Genomic DNA, 19,113 nt, shown 5'->3' with positions numbered 1-19,113 from the left:
ATTCTTTTATGACCACCACCAAAAAAGTACTGATGCTGCCGGGCGACGGAATTGGTCCGGAAGTCATGCGTCAGGTTCAGCGCGTCATGGACTGGATGGCCAAGAAGCGCGATGTGAACTTCGAAATCACCGAAGGCCTGATTGGCGGCGCATCGATTGATGCGCACAACAACCCGCTGACCGACGAAACCCTTGCCGATGCAATGGCAGCTGATGCGGTTCTGCTCGGTGCTGTTGGTGGTCCGAAATGGGACAACCTTCCGTTTGATATCAAACCGGAACGCGGTCTTCTGAAAATCCGCAAGGAAATGGGCCTGTTTGCCAACCTGCGTCCGGCACTGGTGTTTGATGCACTTGTTGGTGCATCGACCCTGAAAGAAGACGTGGTCAAGGGTCTGGATATCATGATCCTTCGCGAACTGACCGGCGGCATCTATTTCGGCCAGCCGCGTGGCATCGAAGAACGCGACGGCGTTCGTTATGGCTACAACACCCTGGTGTATTCCGAGCCCGAAGTAGAACGCATTGCGCGCGTTGCCTTTGACATGGCCATGAAACGTGACAAGCGTCTTTGCTCTGTCGACAAGGCCAACGTTCTGGAATCCACCGTTCTGTGGCGCGAAGTTGTTGAACGTGTTGCCAAGGACTTCCCGGAAGTCGAAGTCAGCCACATGTATGTCGATAACGCTTCCATGCAGCTGGTTCGTAACCCGAAACAGTTCGACGTGATGGTCACCACCAACATGTTCGGCGATATTCTGTCTGATTGCGCGGCCATGCTGACCGGATCGCTTGGTATGCTTCCGTCTGCATCGCTTGGTGCAGCAGACGCTGACGGCAAACGCAAAGCCCTGTATGAGCCGGTACACGGTTCGGCTCCGGACATTGCCGGTCAGGACATTGCCAACCCGCTGGCAACCATCCTGTCCTTTGCCATGATGCTGCGTTACTCGTTCGATATGGGCGATAATGCAACCCTGATCGAAACCGCTGTTCAGAACGTCCTGAAGGGCGGGCTTCGCACCGGTGACATCATGCAGCCGGGCATGGCCAAAGTTTCGACCACCGTCATGGGTGAGTCGCTGATCAACGAACTCGACAAACTTGTCTGATCTGTCGTTCTGATCTCGAAATTGAAAAGGCCGGGGTTCATTCCCCGGCCTTTTTGTTTGTCAGATCAATCTCGGTTGCATCGGCAATCACCGCGTTGAACCGTTCGAGCTTGTCAGGATTTCGATGGACAAACAGATCAACAATCCGTCCGTCGCGCTCCGACGCGCTGATCCCGGTTACAATCATGTCGTTCAACTGCATCAGAAGCCAGCATTCACCCTCAATGGTGATATGGAACACACGTTCGCGCGGATCACGCTTGCCCCAAACCCCGACGAAGAACCGGGAAACATGATCCGCCCCGAATAACGGATTGGCGGTTGCCTGTGCCTTGCCACCGCCATCGGAATGCAGGATCACATCCGGAGCCAGCTGACTGACCAGCTGACTGATATCACCCAGACTAAGTGCCTTGATAAAGGCTTCTATTTTCGGCTGTTCCCATATCCGCCCTGCCGGATCGGGGGTGGCATCGCGTTCGCTGTCGCGTTTCATCTTGCCGCGCGCCCGAAACAGGATTTGCCGTGTATTGTTGGCAGTCCGTTCGATCACAGGTGCGATATCGTCATGGGACCAGTCAAACACTTCATGCAGGACAAGTGCGACCCGCTCAATCGGTGTCAGACGTTCAAGCATCAATAAATAGGCCTGCCCCAACCCGTCCTGTTCAATCAGATTGGCTTCGGCCTTGGGGGGCTCGGACGGCATCCAGGGTTCAGGCAACCAGTTGCCGACATAATTCTCGCGTTGTCGCCGGGCCGATTTCAAAACATCGAGACAGATATTGCTACAGACCCGCACCAGCCAGCCGGTCGCATCACTGATGATGTCATGGTCCTGCTTGCGCCAGCGCAGCCAGACATCCTGAACCGCATCCTCGGCATCGGCATGACTGCCCAGCATCCGATAGGCCAGTGCCGTCAGTCGTGCACGATGCTGTTCAAAAATCTGATCCGACATTTTGGGTCCATCAAACGGGTGCAGCGGCACAGGTTCACCCTGTGCCGCGCAAAAAGGTTTCGTGGTGCTGTTCATCCTGCCCGATGGGCGATGATCTTGCAAAGAGGCGATATCATCATCGACCTCCTTGCGCAAAGGCCCCCGCATCATGCAAATTCGTGCTGGGCAATTCCCAGACGGTTCCAGGCATTCATGGTTGAAATGATGCAGGTCAGCTCGGAAATTGCATCCGCTTCAAAATGTTCGACAAGCTGACGATGGCTTTGCGCGATGCGTTCCTGACTTTCAACCCTGGTCAGGCATTCCGCCCAGTCCAGCGCCGCCCGTTCGGCATTGTCAAATCCCTCTGCCGCACGCCAGACCGGCAAAAGAGCCAGTTTCACGGAATCTCCGCCATGTTCGGCAAAGCTTTTTGAATGCATGCGCAGGCAATAGGAACATTGATTGATCTGCGACACACGACACTCGATCAGATCACGCAACACGGCCGGGATTTTGGCGTTGTCACCAAGCGCTGTCGCAAGGGCGAGCATCGGTTTGAACAGGGACGGGCTGGCTTCGGGGAATGAAAAGCGGCTCATGGCAAATCTCCTTGTGGAATACGGGATCATCTCCCTTCTGCCCACAAGGACGAAACGCGGATGGACCGCGTTACACGACCACACGTTTTTTTCGATATTTTTTGTAACCGGCTACGTTCTGTTCTGAAAACCTAGACCAGACCAAGATTTTCCATGGCACATGCCACCTGCTCATGCATCACCCAGTTCCAGTCCTCACCATCCGATTGCTTGCCATCTGCAAGGGTAAAGATCGCGGCAAGATAATCACTGACATCGGTTTGGCAGATCGGCAGTCCGGCAGCTGTCGATATCTTGGCTGCCAGACGACCATATTTCTTAAGCCCCATCCGGCATCCGAAATGCCCGACGGTTTCGGCCAGTTCAAGTCCGGTTATTTCCCGCCCCGGCGCCTTTGCATGGGCGCGCAGCATATCGCGTTCACAGCTTGAAAGTTCGATTGCGCTCAATGCGCGTATATAGTCCTCGACCTGACCGATATGCGGAGCACCCGTGATCACAGATACGTCACGGGCACGCTGGTTACGATCATCCCGGTCCATCACTTTAAGCATGTCGTTTCCTCCCGACAAAATGACCGGTTAGTCGTTTTTACATCTGTCGTGCCGGTCGACCACGCGATGTATATTGGATCTTGATTTGGCTGTTAAAACCGCAAGGGCGGGAAACCTTCATTTCCCGCCCTGTGACATCAGGCATATTCAAAGCCCGGCTTGGTAAAGACAAACTGGCCGACCCGCATGCCGCCACCGCCCTCGGAATCGTCAAAGGCATTTATGCAACCCGCCAGATAGAACTCCCACATCCGCCGGAATTCCTCATCATATTTGGTCGGGTCCAGTTCGTCGCGCACCGCCCGGAAGCGTTCCCGCCATTCGACAAGGGTCCGGGCATAATTGCGGCCGGGGTGGAAATGCGATGCTTCAACCATCAGCTTGGCATGTTCAGCCGCCTCGATCACTTCATGCACTGCCGGGATATAGCCACCTGGAAAGATATATTTATCAATCCAGGGCGATGTGAATTCTGCGCGCGGCTTGATGATGGTGTGAATGACCGCCCGCCCACCAACCTTAAGCAGTTCACCAACCTTTTCGAAATAGGTTTTGAACTGATGGCGCCCGACATGTTCGAACATGCCGACCGAAACCACGCGATCATATTTACCGGCATTGGCATCGGCAAACACCCGATAATCCAGCAGATGATAATCAAGCCCGGCCTTGGCATTGTCGCCCAGCTCTGCGCGCTTCTCCTGCGCCCAGTTATATTGCTCGGTCGATAATGTGATCCCGTGGACTTCGGCCCCGGTTTCACGATGGATGAACCGGCTCAGTCCACCCCAACCACACCCGATATCGACAATCCGCAAACCCGGTTCGTTGATTTTCAGGCGCTGGGTGGTCAGGCTCATTTTGCGGTGCTGGGCTTCTTCAAGCGTCTGCGCACCATCATCCCAGAAGGCACATGAATATTGCATCTCCGGGTCAAGGAACCGGGTGTAAAGATCATTACCGATATCATAATGGTGGCGCACCCGCTTGGAGGCTGCCTTGACAGTGGTGAATTGTGCGATCTGGAATTTAAGCGCCTGCAATTTTTCAATGAAGGTGCCAAAACCGCTTGAGGAATGCCCGCCTTCAAAATTCAGGCGCAACACCCGGATCAGGTCTTCCATTTCGCCGCTGACGACATCAAAGCCGCCATGCATATAGGCCTCGCCAAATCCCGGATCGGGACTTAGCGCCATTTTAAGGGTATTGGCCCAGTCAGGTACGGTCATCCCGGCCCTTGGCGGCGCGCCATCCCCCAAAACGACTTCATGCTTGTCATCGACGCGAAAAACCAGTGTTCCGCGCGTTACATGTTCCCGAAAGAAATCGAGAACCTTTTTTTGTGTCCAATCCAAACTCATCGGGTACGTCATCAGGCCGTCCTTTTTGCAAAAGTCGGAATATTGATCGCCCCATATGCAGTCACGCTGCATATCTGTATCGAACCCTGTTCAGGATCGTTCTATCTTGCCGTTCGGAAGGTCTTAGATGGTGGCTGCGGCTACGCGATGCGGACCAAGCCGAAAACAGGAATCAACCAAGCAGGATGCAAAACGATTCTGATTTCGGGTTCGACACATGAACCCCACTGACGATTTTGCCAGATTTTTTTGCGATCTCAAGTAGTAATCGCATCAGCCATATCAAGGATACGCTTGCGCAATTGCTTTGAAAGCCTTACATCTCGCCGCAGATTATCCGAAATTATCCACAGGCATGTGTCCTGCGCCGTCCGAACCATAACGCGGATTTTCCACGTCGGTCCGGGTCTGGCCACCATGCCCACAAGACTGAAAAGAGGCACCTGATGGGCTACAAGATTGCCGTTGTCGGCGCGACCGGAAATGTCGGGCGCGAAATGCTCAACACCCTTGCCGAACGTAAGTTCCCGGCCGATGAAGTCTTTGCACTGGCATCGTCGAAATCCATCGGGCGCACCGTCGGCTATGGCGAAGATGACGAGATCAGTGTTCTTGATGCCGCAACCTTTGATTTCTCGCGCGTCGATATTGCCCTGTTCTCGGCCGGTGGTGAAACTGCCAGGAAACTGGCCCCCAAGGCGGCCGAAGCAGGCTGCGTTGTCATCGACAATTCAAGCTATTGGCGCATGGAACCGGGTGTTCCGCTGGTCGTGCCCGAGGTCAATGGCGATGCACTGGCCGGATACGCCAAAAAGAACATCATCGCCAATCCGAACTGCTCGACCATTCAGATGGTTCTGGCCCTTAAACCGCTTCATGACATCGCCACGATCAAACGCATCGTTGTTGCGACCTATCAGTCCGTGTCGGGTGCCGGTCGTGCCGCCATGGACGAGCTGTTTAACCAGACCAAAGGCATCTATGTGAATGACCTTCCCAAAAAGGAAGAATTCACCAAACAGATCGCCTTTAACGTCATCCCGCATATCGACAATTTCATGGATGATGGCGCGACCCGCGAAGAATGGAAAATGTCGGTCGAAACCCGCAAAATCCTTGATCCGGAAATCGCCGTTCATGCGACCTGCGTTCGCGTCCCGGTCTTTGTCGGTCATGGCGAAGCGGTCAATATCGAGTTTGAAAAACCGATCACCGTCGAAGAAGCCCGCAAGGCAATGAAAGACTTCCCGGGCGTTTCGGTTGTCGATTACCGCCAGGACGAAGGCTATGTCACCCCGCAGGAAGTCCAGGGCGAAGACAATGTCTTTGTCTCGCGCGTGCGCAAGGACCCGACGGTCGAGAACGGCCTGTCGCTGTGGTGTGTTGGCGATAACCTGCGCAAGGGCGCGGCCCTGAACGCGGTTCAGATTGCCGAAAAACTGGTTGCGGAATTCCTGCCCAGGAAATAAGGCAGACCAACAGTTTCATCTTCAAAACCCGCCCGTCACAAGGCGGGTTTTGTCGTTTATAGACATATGGATGCTGGTAAGAGTTTCCAAAAGGCGCTAGGGAAAAGTATAAGACTTCAGGGAAAAATAATCCGTCACACACCGGCCATATCCGGGACGGGTGACGCGCAAAAAGACATATCGGGGGACTCGGATGGTAAAACGAACCCGCAAGGAAGCGGCCCGTCTGGATGAAGCAGCCCGCGCTGGCTGGCTTTATTATTGCGCCGGCAATACGCAGGACGAAATCGCCCACAAGCTTGGTGTTTCGCGCCCGACCGCGCAACGACTGGTATCGGCTGCTGTCAGCGAAGGTCTTGTGAAGGTTCGTCTTGATCATCCGATCACCCGTTGCATGGAACTGGGCCGGGCCATCTGCGAGAAATACGGACTGGCCAATTGCGATGTCGTGCCGACCGATCCCTCTGCGCCCGAGGCAATGTTTGGCATGGCACAGGCCGCGGCAAACTATCTTGAACGCACCTTGCAATCGACCGATCCCAAAATTATCGCCCTTGGCACCGGACGGGCCATGCGCGCCATGGTCGATGAAATCGGCCGGATTGACGGAAGCCATCACAAGATCGTCTCGCTGGTCGGCACCATCGCCCATGACGGGGCGGCAAGTTTCTATGATGCGGTCACCGATCTTGCCGACCGCACCCGCGCGCCGCACTATCCGCTGCCGATCCCGGTCATCATCGAAGACCCGAAAATGCGCGAACGCATGCAAAAGCAGCCGCCGATGGACAATATCCTCAAGCTCGCACGCGAAGCCGATATCCGCTTTATGGGTGTCGGGCATCTGGGCGATGACGCGCCGCTTCATATTGACGGGTTTATTTCAAAGGATGAACTGACCTCCCTGCGCGACAGCGGTGCGATTGGCGAAGTCATCAGCTGGTCCTTTGATCAGGACGGCAATATCCTTGATCATCCGGTGAATAATTGTGTGACCAGCGCACCCGCCTGCCAGCCGGCAACCAACACCATCGCCGTTGCCAAAGGGGCTAAAAAGGTCGCAGCGATTCGGGGTGCCATGCGCGGAAAGCTGATTTCGACCCTGATCACCGACGAGGCAACAGCTGAATCTTTGCTGCGCTAGCACGCCTGCGCAAGTCTGCAACAATCCAGCATAAAACCACCCTGCCAGATCTTCTGGCAGGGTTTTGTTTTGTGCGCCGCAAAAACGATTTCGTTTGACAAGATGAGGTAAAATTGAGTGAATGCTCATTACCTGAACAAATGATCAAGACGGGCAACCCAAGTTGCCCAACGGGTAGACAGTCCTTTTGGGAGGAAATATGAAACGCGTAATGGGAGCAGCGCTATGTGCGCTGTTGGCTGGCGGTATCGCACACGCCAATGCCGAAACGAAACTGACCATCGCAACCGTCAATAACGGTGACATGATCCGCATGCAGAAGCTGACGGATGATTTCACCTCCAAAAACCCGGACATCTCGCTTGAATGGGTCACGCTGGAAGAAAACACCCTGCGTCAGCGCGTCACCACTGATATCGCCACCAAGGGCGGTCAGTATGACGTCATGACGATTGGCACCTATGAAGTGCCGATCTGGGCTGAAAAAGGCTGGCTGGCACCGCTCGATCAACTTGGCCCGGACTATGATGTTGATGACATCATGCCCGCCATCCGTTCCGCAGTATCCAAGGATGACGCACTCTATGCTGCACCGTTCTACGGTGAAAGCTCGATGATGATGTATCGCAAGGATCTGTTTGACGCGGCCGGCATCACCATCAATGGTCGCCTGACCTGGGATCAGACCCTTGAGATCGCTAAAAAACTCCACAAGCCCGACGAGGGTGTCTATGGCATCTGCCTGCGTGGCAAGGCTGGCTGGGGTGAAAACATGGCGCTGATCACCACCATGGGCAATGCCTATGGCGCGCGGCTGTTTGATGAAAACTGGAACCCGACCTTCGATAGCGCCGAGTGGAAGGCGGCCCTGGACATGTATACCAATATCCTTGGTAACTATGGTCCTCCGGGCGCGACCTCGAACGGCTTTAACGAAAACCTGTCGCTGTTCAACTCGGGCAAATGCGGCATGTGGATTGATGCAACGGTTGCGGCATCCTTCGTAACCAACCCCAAAGAGTCCAAAGTGGCCGACAAGGTCGGCTTCACCGAAGCTCCGTGTGCGGCAACCTGCACCGGCGCCAACTGGCTCTGGGCCTGGAACCTTGGCATTCCGATGGGGTCCCAGAAAGTCGAAGCCGCCCAGAAATTCATCGCTTGGGCGACCTCGAAAAACTATCTGGAACTGGTAGCGTCGAAAGAAGGCTGGGCGAACGTACCGCCGGGCACCCGTATGTCGCTGTATCAGAACCCGAAATATCTCGAAGCCGCACCGTTTGCTGACGAGACCCTTCTTGCCATCGACAGTGCAGACCCGATCAACTCGACCATGAAACCGAAGCCCTATGTTGGTGTCCAGTTCGCTGCGATCCCGGAATTCCAGGGCATCGGCACCACGGTCGGTCAGCAATTCTCTGCTGCTCTTGCCGGTCAGATGACTGTCGAACAGGCTCTTGCCGCTGCACAGTCCGGTACCGACCGCACCATGCGTAAGGCTGGTTACTACTGATGCACCTCAGGCCGGATTTCATTTCATCGCACATCTGAAATGATTTCTGGCCTGCGCCTCCTTGACCTGATGAACTTGGGGCGGTGGTTGCAAAACGCACCGCCCTCTTTCCATCTGGAATAGGATCAGCAACATCAATCTCGGGGAGCACATCATGTCGACACGGGCCTCGACCCTTACCGGGCGTATCATGTCCGCGCCGTCGATCATTGTCCTGTTTTTGTGGATGGCCGTCCCGCTGGGCATGACGATTTACTTCTCCTTCCTGCGCTACAATCTTTTGTCGCCAGGAATGGAAGAATGGATCGGTACACTTAATTACGAATTTTTCCTGACAGATCCGGCTTTCTTTGCATCGCTTGCTAACACCCTTTTGCTGGTGGGCTCTGTTCTTGTCATCACCGTGGTTGGCGGCATCCTGCTTGGCCTGATGCTTGATCAGCCGATCTTCGGACGCGGTATTCTGCGTCTGCTGGTGATCGCACCGTTCTTTATTATGCCGACCGTGAATGCACTGGTCTGGAAAAACCTTTTGATGGACCCGGTTTCGGGGATGTTTGCCTGGATCGCCAGTTTGCTTGGCCTGCCCGCGATTGACTGGTTCACCAATGCACCGCTGACCTCGATCATCATCATGGTGTCATGGCAATGGTTGCCTTTTGCGGTTCTGATTTTGCTCACAGCACTGCAATCGCTTGACCGTGACCAGAAAGAAGCCGCCCAGATGGATGGTGCCGGTCCTGTCGCGATCTTTTTCTATATTACCCTGCCCCATCTCAGCCGCGCGATCACAGTTGTAATCTTGATCGAAACCATCTTCCTGCTGACCGTCTTTGCCGAAATCTTTGTGACCACCGGGGGTGGCCCGGGTCTGGCAACGACCAACATCGCCTTCCTCGTCTATACGCAGGCGCTGTTGCAGTTTGATGTTGGTGGTGCTTCGGCTGGCGGCATTGTCGCGGTCATTCTGGCCAATATCGTGGCGATCTTCCTGATCCGCCTTATCGGCAAAAACCTGGACAAGTAAGGGGCGCGACATGGAACATAAACAATCTCCCCTTGGCTATATCAGCTTTTCGGTATTTGCTTGGATCGTCGGGCTTCTGATCTTCTTCCCGATCTTCTGGATGGTCCTGACCAGCTTCAAATCCGAACTCGAAGCGGTTTCGATCCCGCCCAGCTTCATTTCCTTTGACTGGACGCTGGAAAACTACGCCGAAGTTCAGGAACGCTCGAACTATTTCAAGTTCGCCCTGAACTCGATCATCCTGTCTGTCGGGTCGACACTGGTTGGTCTGGTCTTTGCCGTGACCTGCGCATGGGCAATGGCCTTTAACCCGACCAAGCGGACCAAGGACGCGCTTCTGTGGATGCTGTCGACCAAGATGATGCCACCGGTTGGCGTGCTTGTGCCGATCTATCTGGTCTTCCGCGACTGGGGCCTGCTTGATACGCGCTTTGGTCTGATCATGGTGCTGTTCCTGATCAACCTGCCGATCATGGTCTGGATGCTCTACACCTATTTCAAGGAAATCCCGACCGACATTCTGGAAGCCGCGCGGATGGATGGCGCAACCCTGCCCAAGGAAATCATCTTTGTGCTGTTGCCCATGGCTGTTCCCGGCATTGCTTCGACCATGCTGCTCAACATCATCCTGGCCTGGAATGAAGCGTTCTGGACGCTCAATCTCACAACGTCTGATGCCGCCCCGCTGACGGCTTTCATCGCATCCTATTCCAGCCCCGAAGGGCTGTTCTGGGCCAAGCTTTCAGCCGCATCAACCTTGGCGGTTGCCCCAATTCTGGTCATCGGCTGGTTCTCTCAGAAACAGCTGGTACGTGGTCTGACATTCGGCGCGGTCAAGTAACCGCAAGCCCGTGAAAATAGAGAAAGAAGGAACACCAAAATGGGTGCTATCCGACTGGAAAAAGTCAAGAAAAGCTTCGGAACGCTGGATGTTATTCCCGGTGTTGATCTTGATATCAATGATGGTGAATTCGTTGTTTTTGTCGGTCCGTCAGGCTGCGGGAAATCAACCCTGCTGCGTCTGATTGCCGGTCTGGAAGATGTCACAGATGGCAAAATCCTGATCGACGGAACCGATGTTGCCAACGAGGCACCGGCCAAACGCGGCCTGTCGATGGTCTTTCAGTCCTATGCGCTCTATCCGCATATGACGGTCTATAACAATATTGCTTTTGGTCTGAAAATGGCGGGCGAAAGCAAGGATGTCATAGACCAGAAAGTCCAGTCTGCGGCCAAGATCCTCAACCTGACCGACTATCTCGAACGGCGTCCCGGCGCCCTTTCCGGTGGTCAGCGTCAACGTGTCGCCATCGGTCGTGCAATCGTGCGCAACCCGGCGGCTTTCCTGTTTGACGAACCGCTTTCAAACCTTGATGCCGCCCTTCGCGTCAATATGCGTCTTGAAATCACCGGGCTGCATCAGGAACTCAAAACCACCATGATCTATGTGACCCACGATCAGGTCGAAGCCATGACCATGGCCGACAAGATTGTGGTTCTTCAGGCTGGCCGTGTCGAACAGGTCGGCAAGCCGATGGAACTCTATAACAACCCCGCTAATAAATTTGTCGCCGGTTTCATCGGCTCGCCAAAAATGAACTTCCTGGGCGGGGAGCTTGCAGCAAAACACAATTGTCATGAAATCGGCATTCGTCCCGAACATCTCGCGGTCAGCACTGAAAGTGGCGTCATCGCTGCAACAGTCAAAATCGCCGAACATCTCGGAGCCGAGACATATCTCCATGTCGAAGCCGATGGCCTTGGTCCGATGACGGTCCGTGCCACCGGCGAAATGCCGCTTGGTGAACATGACAAGATCTTCCTGACACCTGAACAGGATCGCATCCACCGCTTTGACGCCCATGGTCTGGCGCTTGGCGCATCCTGATACGTGAACAAACCGGATCGCAAAGCCCTTGGCGGCTTGCGATCCCGCCTTACCAATCAAGCTAACTGTGAGTCCAAAATGTATCTTAAAAAGTTCGATCTTTCCGGGCGTCGTGCCTATGTCACCGGTGGCGGTCGCGCCATCGGCCTGTCCTGCTGCGAAGCACTGGCCGAGGCCGGTGCCCATGTCGTCATCGGCGATATCAGCGAAGCTGTTGCCGAAGAAGGCCGTGATTACCTGAAATCCAAAGGGTACACCGCCGATATCGACATCATGGATGTCACCAATACCGATCAGGTCCGTGCCAGTGCTGAAAAAATGGCCAAGCAAGGCGGCATTGATATTCTGGTTAACAATGCCGGTATTGCGCGTTCGGAAACCCCGGCAGAAACCGTGACCGATGAACATTGGCTTAATGTCATTGACGTCAATCTGAACGGGACGTTCTGGTGCTGCCGCGAGTTCGGCAAACAGATGCTGGCCAAGAAAAACGGCGTCATCGTCAATGTCGGCTCGATGTCGGGCTTCATCGTCAACAAGCCGCAGGAACAGGCCTATTACAATGCCTCCAAGGCAGCGGTCCATCACCTGACCAAATCACTGGCTGCTGAATGGGGCGGGCGCGGTGTGCGCGTCAACGCGGTTGCACCGACCTATATTGCGACCCCGCTCAATGAATTCGTGAAATCCAAGCCGGAAATGTACGACGCCTGGATCAATGGCACCCCGATGGCCCGCCTTGGCCTGACCGAAGAAATCGGATCGGTTGTGCTGTTCCTGGCATCCGATGCTTCCAGCCTGATGACCGGATCCATTGTTCTGGCTGATGGGGGTTACACCTGCTGGTAAGGCCAGGTGCAACTGTTGACCATAATGTCCTGAAGCTTTTTATGGTCAAAGTCGGAACAGTGGTAAAACGGGGCGCAGATGTGGGACCTGCGCCCCGTTTACCCTTTCAGGAAACCGGCACACTCGCCAGATAGCGCGAAAACGCATTATTCCCCACGACCTCAACACCATTTTCAAGGCCAAGGAACGTTGCAAGACGCTGCAAATGCGCCATCAACGGGCCTGCAACATTACCTTGGGCAAGCCCGTCTTCAAGATGCGCGCCTTGCACCAGAAGAACGCCTTTCTTGCGCTCGGACTTCAAATCGACACGCGCAACAAATTCGCCATTGAGCATGAATGGCAGGACGTAATAGCCGTATTGGCGTTTTTCGGCCGGAACATATATCTCGATCCGGTAGTTAAACCCGAATATCCGCTCGACCCGGTCACGTTCCCACATCACCGGATCAAATGGCACCATCAGACAGGTCGGCTTTGCCCGCGCACGCGGATTGACGTTCGGGCACAGATATCCTGCCTGTTTCCAGCCTTCGACATCCGCGCGCAGCAACCGTCCCTCTTCGACCAGTTTGACCAGACAGTCCTTCACATCAGCCGTCGGCAAGCGGAAATATTTGCGCAAATCGGCTTCGGTGGCGATACCCATCGCCGCAATCCCCTTGCAGATCAGGTCTGATTGCGCCTCCAACCGGTCCGGTGCCGGATCATGGGCCGCATCCCCGATGATCCGGTGTGGCAAATCGTAAATCCGCTCGAAACTTGACCGGCGCTTTTGCGCCATCACCTGCCCGCTCCAGAACAGATATTCCATGGCGATCTTGGTTTTCGACCATCCCCACCATTGCGAACTGCTTGCACCCTTTTCTTCAAGGTCACTTGAACCGACCGGGCCGTTGCGTTCGATGTGATCAAGGATGCCGGTGACCAGTTCGGGTTTCTCATGCCGGATGCGGGCAATCTGCCCCCAGGTGCCCTTGCCCTGCTCGGCATCCTCCATCCGCCAACGATAGAGCGGATAATCCTCAACCGGGATCATCGATGCTTCATGGCCCCAATATTCGAACAGTTTCCGGTCGCGCGATTTGCCCCAGACAATGTCATCAAGCATCGCCGGGTCATAGACACCCAACCGGCTAAAGATCGGCATGTAATGGGCACGGGTCAGAACATTGACGCTATCGACCTGCAACATATTGGTCTGGCGGATCGCCTTCATGATCCGGCGTTTGGTCACAGGCTTGCTGTCATTCTGATCAAATCCCTGCCCGCAAAGCGCAAGGTTGCGCGCCTGCTTTATCGAAATCGCGACCGGGGCATCGGGCATGGAAATACTGTCAACTGGCATGATCACACGAACAAATTGGTAAATAAAAACAGCGTGATGCTAACACATCCTCCTGACAAATGTGGCAGGAGCCTGCAACAACGTGAAATTCTGTTGATCGGACCCTTTTCAACCCTGACCCCGCGCGACTTCGCTTGACCGATCAGGCCGCCTCCCCCTACGCTTTGGAACAGAAAACCCGTCACAAAACAGGACCGGCACATATGGACAGCCCGCAAATCATGATCCTGACGGTTCTTGTTGGTACAGTCGCCCTGTTTCTGTGGGGGCGTTGGCGTCATGACATGGTTGCGATGGCGTCCCTTCTGGTCTGTGTGGTGCTGGGACTTGTCCCGACCGATGCGGCCTTTGTCGGCTTTGGCCATCCTGCGGTGATCACGGTTGCCTGCATCCTGATCCTGTCATCGGCCCTGCAACAATCGGGCGCGGTCGATACGCTGACCCGCACCGTTCTTCCACAATCGGCGGGACCCTTCATTACGCTTGCCGCACTCAGCCTTTTGGCGGCCCTTCTGTCGGCCTTCATGAACAATGTCGGGGCCTTGGCACTTTTGATGCCGGTTGCCCTTCAGATCGCCAACAAACAGGGCGTGCCACCGGGCAAGATCCTGATGCCGCTTGCCTTTGGGTCTATCCTTGGCGGCATGACGACCCTGATCGGGACGCCCCCCAACCTGATCGTATCGGGGTTCCGTGCCGGACTGACCGGCGATGGCTTTTCGATGTTTGATTACAGTCCCGTCGGCCTTGCCATCGCATTATCGGGTTTGGCCTTTGTCATTATTTTCGGGCGGTTTCTGGTACCGGCCCGCGAACGCGCCGGGGCCGAAGGATTTGAAACCGGCTCCTACCTGACCGAGGCCCGCATCACCGAGGGCAGCAAATCGGTTGGCATGTTGCTGCGCGATCTTAATACCGAGCTCGAAAAATCCGACGCACAGGTTATCGGCCTGATCCGCCATGAACGGCGAATTCCCGCCCCAAGCCCCTATCGCGAACTTCATCAGAACGACATTCTTCTGATCGAAGCCGAACCTGAAAGTCTGGCCTCTGTCCTTTCCGCCCTTGATCTGACCCTTGAGGCCGAATGGCGAAGTGCTGAGGCCGAACGCAAGGCTCAAGAGGCCCTCGAAGCTCAGAAGGAGGCTCAAAAAGAAGCCCAGAAGGAAGCAAAGAAGGAACCTGGCAAGGAAACCGCCAAAGCCCAGAAGGCCAATAATGCCGAGAAGAAAGTTGATCTTCCCGACGACGTAAAAGCCGACAGTAAAAGCACTGCCAAAACAGATCGCAAGAATGACGGATCAGATCAGGATGCAGAACATAAAAAGGCCCTGCAATCTGATGATGTGTCCCTGATCGAAGTTGTCGTTTTGCCCAATGCCGCCTTCATCGGACGGTCTGCTGCCGATATTCGCATCCGAAGCCGCTTTGGCATCAACCTGCTTGCCCTGTCACGTCAGGGACAGCGATCCATGACCCGGCTGCGCACCATGAAGATGCAGGCAGGCGACGTGCTTTTGATGCAAGGTTCGCCTGCCGCCATTGGCGAGTTTGGCAGCCGGATGGGCTGCGCCCCGCTTGCCGAACGTTCCCTGCATCTTGCCGACAAATCCCAGGCATTCCGGGCCAGCGCCATTATGGGGATTGCCATTCTGCTCGCGGCCTTTGGCATCCTGCCTGCCGCCATATCCTTTGCGCTGGGCGTCCTTGCCGCCATGCTGCTCGGGGTAGTGTCACCGCGCACGCTTTATGACGCGGTCGACTGGCCTGTCGTGGTGCTTCTCGCCGCCCTGATACCGGTTGCCAATGCGATGGAAAGTACCGGCAGTGCCGATCTGATTGCGCGCTTCCTGCTTGAAACAATCGCACAGGGCAATGCCGTCATTGCGGTCGGGCTGATCCTTGTCGTCACCATGACGCTATCGGATTTCATGAACAATGCCGCTACCGCGGCTGTCATGTGTCCGATTGCCATTGGCAGTGCCGCCCAGCTCGGTGCCAGCTCCGACCCGTTCCTGATGGCAGTCGCCATCGGCGCATCCTGCGCCTTCCTGACCCCCATCGGCCATCAAAACAACACGCTCATCCTCGGCCCCGGCGGCTTCCGCTTTGGCGACTACTGGAAACTCGGCCTGCCGATTGAATTCATCGTGGTGGCGGTTGGGGTGCCGATGTTGCTGTGGGTTTGGCCGTTATGAGGTTGCAAGAACTAGTTCTTCACCGAAACTTCCGGATCGTCATAGGCACGTTGGCGCATGTACAATTCTGGCGTCATGATGTGTAAGAAATCAGCGTGGCTACCCTCTACCAGATTGATGATTGCACTGCTGTCCTTTATCCGAAGGATCGCTCGACGATGTCCATTGATGTTTTTTTCGTCTCTGAGAAACAGAGTATCATCGGCACTCGCAACGGCATCAACAATATCCATAGCTTCCTTTCCACCGACGAATATTTGGCAATAGCTGCCGTCTTCTGAAGTTTTCAGACGGCCTCCTGATGGAATGCGATAGTCCCGAGTTTGCAGAATAACAGGCCCGCGCATGACATGCCTTGTCAGAGGGGGCCTGTCATACATTTTGTAGCGCCAAAGCACCGCGCTTACAGCATCTTCCATCTCTTCTCCATCACCGATGGCATCAAGACAAACCTGCTGAAAGATTTGATATACGCTTTTGCTTGCGCGAGAATCATAAATTGTCAGACCAACCAGAATGCCTGCAAAAGCAACCCAGCAAACAATTTTCACCCACCGCGACATTGCGCCCCCAAAACAAAAAAAGGCGGCTTAAAGCCGCCTTTTAGTAGATATGATCGAGGCTTAGCTGTCAAAACCAAGGTTCGGCGCTTCAAGGCCGTTGGCGCGGCAGGCCGAAATCAGGGTGTTGTTGAGCAGGCAGGCAATGGTCATCGGGCCGACACCGCCCGGAACCGGGGTGATGGCACCGGCAACCTTGACCGCACTTTCAAACTCGACATCGCCGACCAGCTTCATTTTGCCCTCGGCCCCTTCAACGCGGTTGATACCGACGTCAATCACCGTGGCACCCGGAGCAATCCAGTCACCCTTGACCATTTCCGGGCGGCCAACGGCGGCAACGACGATATCGGCACGACGGACTTCTTCGGGCAAATCGCGGGTACGCGAATGCGCAATGGTAACCGTGCAGCTTTCCTTCAGCAAAAGCTGCGCCATCGGCTTGCCAACGATGTTGGAACGCCCGACAACCACCGCACGTTTGCCCGACAGATCACCAAGGGTATCTTTCAGAAGCATCAGGCAGCCATAGGGGGTGCAAGGGGCAAAGCCCTCTCCGCCCGTGGCCAGCGCGCCGGCATTGACGACATGGAAGCCGTCCACATCCTTGGCCGGGTCAATCGCAGCAAGGATCGCCTGTTCGTCGATATGTTTGGGCACCGGAAGCTGGCAGAGGATGCCATGAACGTTTTCGTCGGCATTGAGCTTGGCGATCAGGGCCAGAAGGTCTTCCTGGCTGGTATCGGCCGAGAGCTTGTGCTCATAGGAATTCATGCCGCATTCAAGGGTCTGTTTACCCTTGTTGCGCACATAGACCTGACTGGCCGGGTCTTCGCCCACCAGAATGACGGCAAGACCGGGGGTCACACCGTGGTCCGCTTTCAGCTTGGAAACTTCTGCGGTGATGTCTTCGCGCAGTTTGGCAGCGAATGCCTTGCCATCGATGATTTTTGCGTCACTCATGTGTCTGTCCGCCCGTAAGTTGGGTAATTTGCGCCGTCAGCTCTTCGGGATTGCCGGAAATCACCAGCACCTTGTTGCGGTCTGTATGCCCGGCAACGATCCCGACCGAGGATTTAGGCCATTTGGCCGCTTTTGCCAAAAGTTTTATCAGGGCCTGATTGGCTTTGCCGTTTTCCGGCACTGCGGTGACCGACACTTTAAGCTGTGTGCGGCCAGTCGCATCATTCAACAGACCATTGATCGCATTGCGCGAGGCTTTTGGCGTTAAACGCACAAACAGACGGATCCCGGTTTGGTCAGAGAGTATCTCGCAAACGGGATCAGTCATTGTCTAAATGAGACATCTAGTAACCTAAAAGAGCCATCCGCACATCGGTCTGGATCAGCATATTGGCAAATTGCAGAACCAGGATCAGAACAATCGGCGAAAGATCAATGCCGCCAAGGTCCGGCATGACGCGCCGGATCGGGCGCAGGGCCGGTTCGGTCACACGATAGAGGAAATCACCGACCATATAGACGAATCGGTTGCTGGTATTGATGACGTTGAATGCCACAAGCCATGACAGGATTGCAGAAGCAATCAGCATGAAAATGTAGATACCAACTACAGTATCAATAAGCCAAAAAATCGCCAGCATCGCCGCTCCTTACTATCGCCGGGGCATATTCGATTTTTGCCCGGTAAGATGTTTGCACGCTGCAAAACCTAGTCGGCAATGGCCGGTAACGCAAGCGCAGAGCGTTGATTTCACCCGTTACCGGGCCAAGTTTTCATCGTTTTGTGATCCCTGTCACCTGACAAGGTGGCGCGATTGACATCACCATACGCCGCCTGGTTGCATTGTGCCCTTGCCAGAAACTGTCAGGAGATGTCAGTCAGATCTGCTTATCGACTTGCGGGCATGATCGCTTCTTGCCAACAATGCGCCTCGCGCCAACACGCCGAGCCATTGAAAGGAACCAGCATGTCCCACCACGATCATCCGCGCTGCGGCTGGGCAAACATCCATCTCGACAAGCCGTTTTACATTGATTACCACGACACGGAATGGGGTGTTCCGGTCCATGATGACCGGCTGTTCTTCGAGATGCTGATCCTTGAAGGGGCGCAGGCGGGGTTAAGCTGGCTGACGGTTCTGGCACGGCGCGATACCTATCGCGCGGCATTTGACAATTTCGATGTCCACAAGGTCGCGGCCTATGACGAAGCCAGGCAGGAAGCGCTGATGGCCGATCCCGGGATTATTAGAAATAAATTAAAAATCGCCGCGACTATTAAAAACGCCCAAACATTCATCGCCATCCAGAATGAGTTCGGAAGCTTTGATGCCTATATCTGGAACTTCGTTGATGGCAAGCCGGTGATCAATCACTGGAAAACCATGGGTGACTGCCCGGTTTCGACCGACCTTTCCGACCGGATTTCCAAGGATCTGAAAAGGCGCGGCATGAAGTTTGTCGGCACCACCATCATCTATGCCTTCCTTCAGGCCACCGGCCTTGTGATGGATCACACCACCGATTGTTACCGCTACCCGCAGCTGGCAAAATAGCCATCTGTTCTGATGGGCAAAGGCCTGCTATA

At 55.0% G+C, this 19,113-nt stretch carries 19 protein-coding genes; 10 read left to right on the top strand and 9 right to left on the bottom strand.

All coding sequences use genetic code 11. The features are described from left to right. Positions 1 to 8: 8 nt before the first annotated feature. Complete coding sequence (gene leuB / locus TH30_RS05460; RefSeq protein ID WP_114097064.1) at positions 9 to 1,112, top strand: 3-isopropylmalate dehydrogenase; 1,104 nt, start codon at positions 9 to 11, stop codon at positions 1,110 to 1,112. A 37-nt stretch (positions 1,113 to 1,149) separates the two neighbouring features. On the opposite strand, the gene sigJ is transcribed toward leuB, so the two are convergent. The 4 genes from sigJ to TH30_RS05440 all read right to left on the bottom strand — a co-directional run bounded on the left by sigJ (position 1,150) and on the right by TH30_RS05440 (position 4,569). Then, complete coding sequence (sigJ, locus tag TH30_RS05455) at positions 1,150 to 2,073, bottom strand: RNA polymerase sigma factor SigJ (protein ID WP_114097203.1); 924 nt, start codon at positions 2,071 to 2,073, stop codon at positions 1,150 to 1,152. 146 nt (positions 2,074 to 2,219) lie between these two features. Then, positions 2,220 to 2,654 carry a carboxymuconolactone decarboxylase family protein gene (locus tag TH30_RS05450; protein WP_114097063.1) on the bottom strand — a complete coding sequence of 145 codons (435 nt, stop codon included), beginning with the start codon at positions 2,652 to 2,654 and terminating at the stop codon, positions 2,220 to 2,222. Positions 2,655 to 2,785: 131 nt separating this feature from the next. Next, positions 2,786 to 3,208, bottom strand: coding sequence for a hypothetical protein (locus tag TH30_RS05445; protein WP_114097062.1), 423 nt, complete (start codon positions 3,206 to 3,208; stop codon positions 2,786 to 2,788). Positions 3,209 to 3,345: 137 nt separating this feature from the next. Further along, a complete protein-coding gene (locus tag TH30_RS05440; protein ID WP_114097202.1) occupies positions 3,346 to 4,569 on the bottom strand; it encodes an SAM-dependent methyltransferase in 1,224 nt (407 codons plus the stop codon). A 446-nt stretch (positions 4,570 to 5,015) separates the two neighbouring features. Here TH30_RS05440 and TH30_RS05435 point away from each other — a divergent pair, with 446 nt between their 5' ends. From TH30_RS05435 to TH30_RS05405, 7 genes are all read left to right on the top strand, one after another. After that, positions 5,016 to 6,038 (top strand): aspartate-semialdehyde dehydrogenase, encoded by a 1,023-nt coding sequence (locus TH30_RS05435; RefSeq protein WP_114097061.1) that lies wholly within the window; start codon positions 5,016 to 5,018, stop codon positions 6,036 to 6,038. A gap of 193 nt (positions 6,039 to 6,231) precedes the next feature. Next, a complete protein-coding gene (locus TH30_RS05430; protein WP_114097060.1) occupies positions 6,232 to 7,182 on the top strand; it encodes a sugar-binding transcriptional regulator in 951 nt (316 codons plus the stop codon). Positions 7,183 to 7,381: 199 nt separating this feature from the next. After that, positions 7,382 to 8,692 carry an ABC transporter substrate-binding protein gene (locus TH30_RS05425; protein WP_114097059.1) on the top strand — a complete coding sequence of 437 codons (1,311 nt, stop codon included), beginning with the start codon at positions 7,382 to 7,384 and terminating at the stop codon, positions 8,690 to 8,692. Between the two features lie 154 nt (positions 8,693 to 8,846). After that, positions 8,847 to 9,719: a carbohydrate ABC transporter permease gene (locus TH30_RS05420; protein ID WP_114097058.1), complete on the top strand. Its 873-nt coding sequence runs from the start codon at positions 8,847 to 8,849 to the stop codon at positions 9,717 to 9,719. Between the two features lie 10 nt (positions 9,720 to 9,729). Then, positions 9,730 to 10,560: a carbohydrate ABC transporter permease gene (locus TH30_RS05415; RefSeq protein WP_114097057.1), complete on the top strand. Its 831-nt coding sequence runs from the start codon at positions 9,730 to 9,732 to the stop codon at positions 10,558 to 10,560. Positions 10,561 to 10,599: 39 nt separating this feature from the next. Next, the gene (locus TH30_RS05410; protein ID WP_114097056.1) at positions 10,600 to 11,607 is read left to right on the top strand and encodes an ABC transporter ATP-binding protein; all 1,008 of its coding nucleotides are present in this window, start codon (positions 10,600 to 10,602) and stop codon (positions 11,605 to 11,607) included. Positions 11,608 to 11,685: 78 nt separating this feature from the next. Next, positions 11,686 to 12,456 (top strand): SDR family NAD(P)-dependent oxidoreductase, encoded by a 771-nt coding sequence (locus TH30_RS05405; protein ID WP_068519864.1) that lies wholly within the window; start codon positions 11,686 to 11,688, stop codon positions 12,454 to 12,456. A gap of 106 nt (positions 12,457 to 12,562) precedes the next feature. Here the strand turns inward: TH30_RS05405 and TH30_RS05400 are convergent, their stop codons facing one another. Next, positions 12,563 to 13,804, bottom strand: coding sequence for a winged helix-turn-helix domain-containing protein (locus TH30_RS05400; RefSeq protein WP_114097055.1), 1,242 nt, complete (start codon positions 13,802 to 13,804; stop codon positions 12,563 to 12,565). A 203-nt stretch (positions 13,805 to 14,007) separates the two neighbouring features. On the opposite strand from TH30_RS05400, the gene TH30_RS05395 reads away from it, so the two are divergent. Further along, complete coding sequence (locus TH30_RS05395; RefSeq protein ID WP_114097201.1) at positions 14,008 to 16,002, top strand: SLC13 family permease; 1,995 nt, start codon at positions 14,008 to 14,010, stop codon at positions 16,000 to 16,002. 11 nt (positions 16,003 to 16,013) lie between these two features. On the opposite strand, the gene TH30_RS05390 is transcribed toward TH30_RS05395, so the two are convergent. Genes TH30_RS05390 through TH30_RS05375 form a run of 4 tightly spaced genes read right to left on the bottom strand, consistent with a single transcriptional unit; the run spans position 16,014 to position 18,166 of the window. Further along, positions 16,014 to 16,565, bottom strand: coding sequence for a hypothetical protein (locus TH30_RS05390; protein ID WP_114097054.1), 552 nt, complete (start codon positions 16,563 to 16,565; stop codon positions 16,014 to 16,016). Positions 16,566 to 16,625: 60 nt separating this feature from the next. Continuing rightward, positions 16,626 to 17,525: a bifunctional methylenetetrahydrofolate dehydrogenase/methenyltetrahydrofolate cyclohydrolase FolD gene (folD, locus tag TH30_RS05385; RefSeq protein WP_114097053.1), complete on the bottom strand. Its 900-nt coding sequence runs from the start codon at positions 17,523 to 17,525 to the stop codon at positions 16,626 to 16,628. Continuing rightward, entirely contained in the window at positions 17,518 to 17,853 is a 336-nt protein-coding gene (locus tag TH30_RS05380; RefSeq protein WP_114097052.1) for a DUF167 family protein, read from the bottom strand. Before TH30_RS05380 ends, folD begins: the two co-directional genes overlap by 8 nt. A gap of 16 nt (positions 17,854 to 17,869) precedes the next feature. Continuing rightward, positions 17,870 to 18,166, bottom strand: coding sequence for a YggT family protein (locus tag TH30_RS05375; RefSeq protein WP_114097051.1), 297 nt, complete (start codon positions 18,164 to 18,166; stop codon positions 17,870 to 17,872). Between the two features lie 327 nt (positions 18,167 to 18,493). Here TH30_RS05375 and TH30_RS05370 point away from each other — a divergent pair, with 327 nt between their 5' ends. After that, positions 18,494 to 19,081: a DNA-3-methyladenine glycosylase I gene (locus TH30_RS05370; protein WP_114097050.1), complete on the top strand. Its 588-nt coding sequence runs from the start codon at positions 18,494 to 18,496 to the stop codon at positions 19,079 to 19,081. The last annotated feature ends 32 nt before the right edge of the window (positions 19,082 to 19,113 follow it).

The organism is Thalassospira profundimaris, from assembly GCF_003326795.1.
Taxonomy (GTDB): domain Bacteria; phylum Pseudomonadota; class Alphaproteobacteria; order Rhodospirillales; family Thalassospiraceae; genus Thalassospira; species Thalassospira profundimaris_C.
This window is presented reverse-complemented; position numbering and strand designations above follow the sequence as displayed.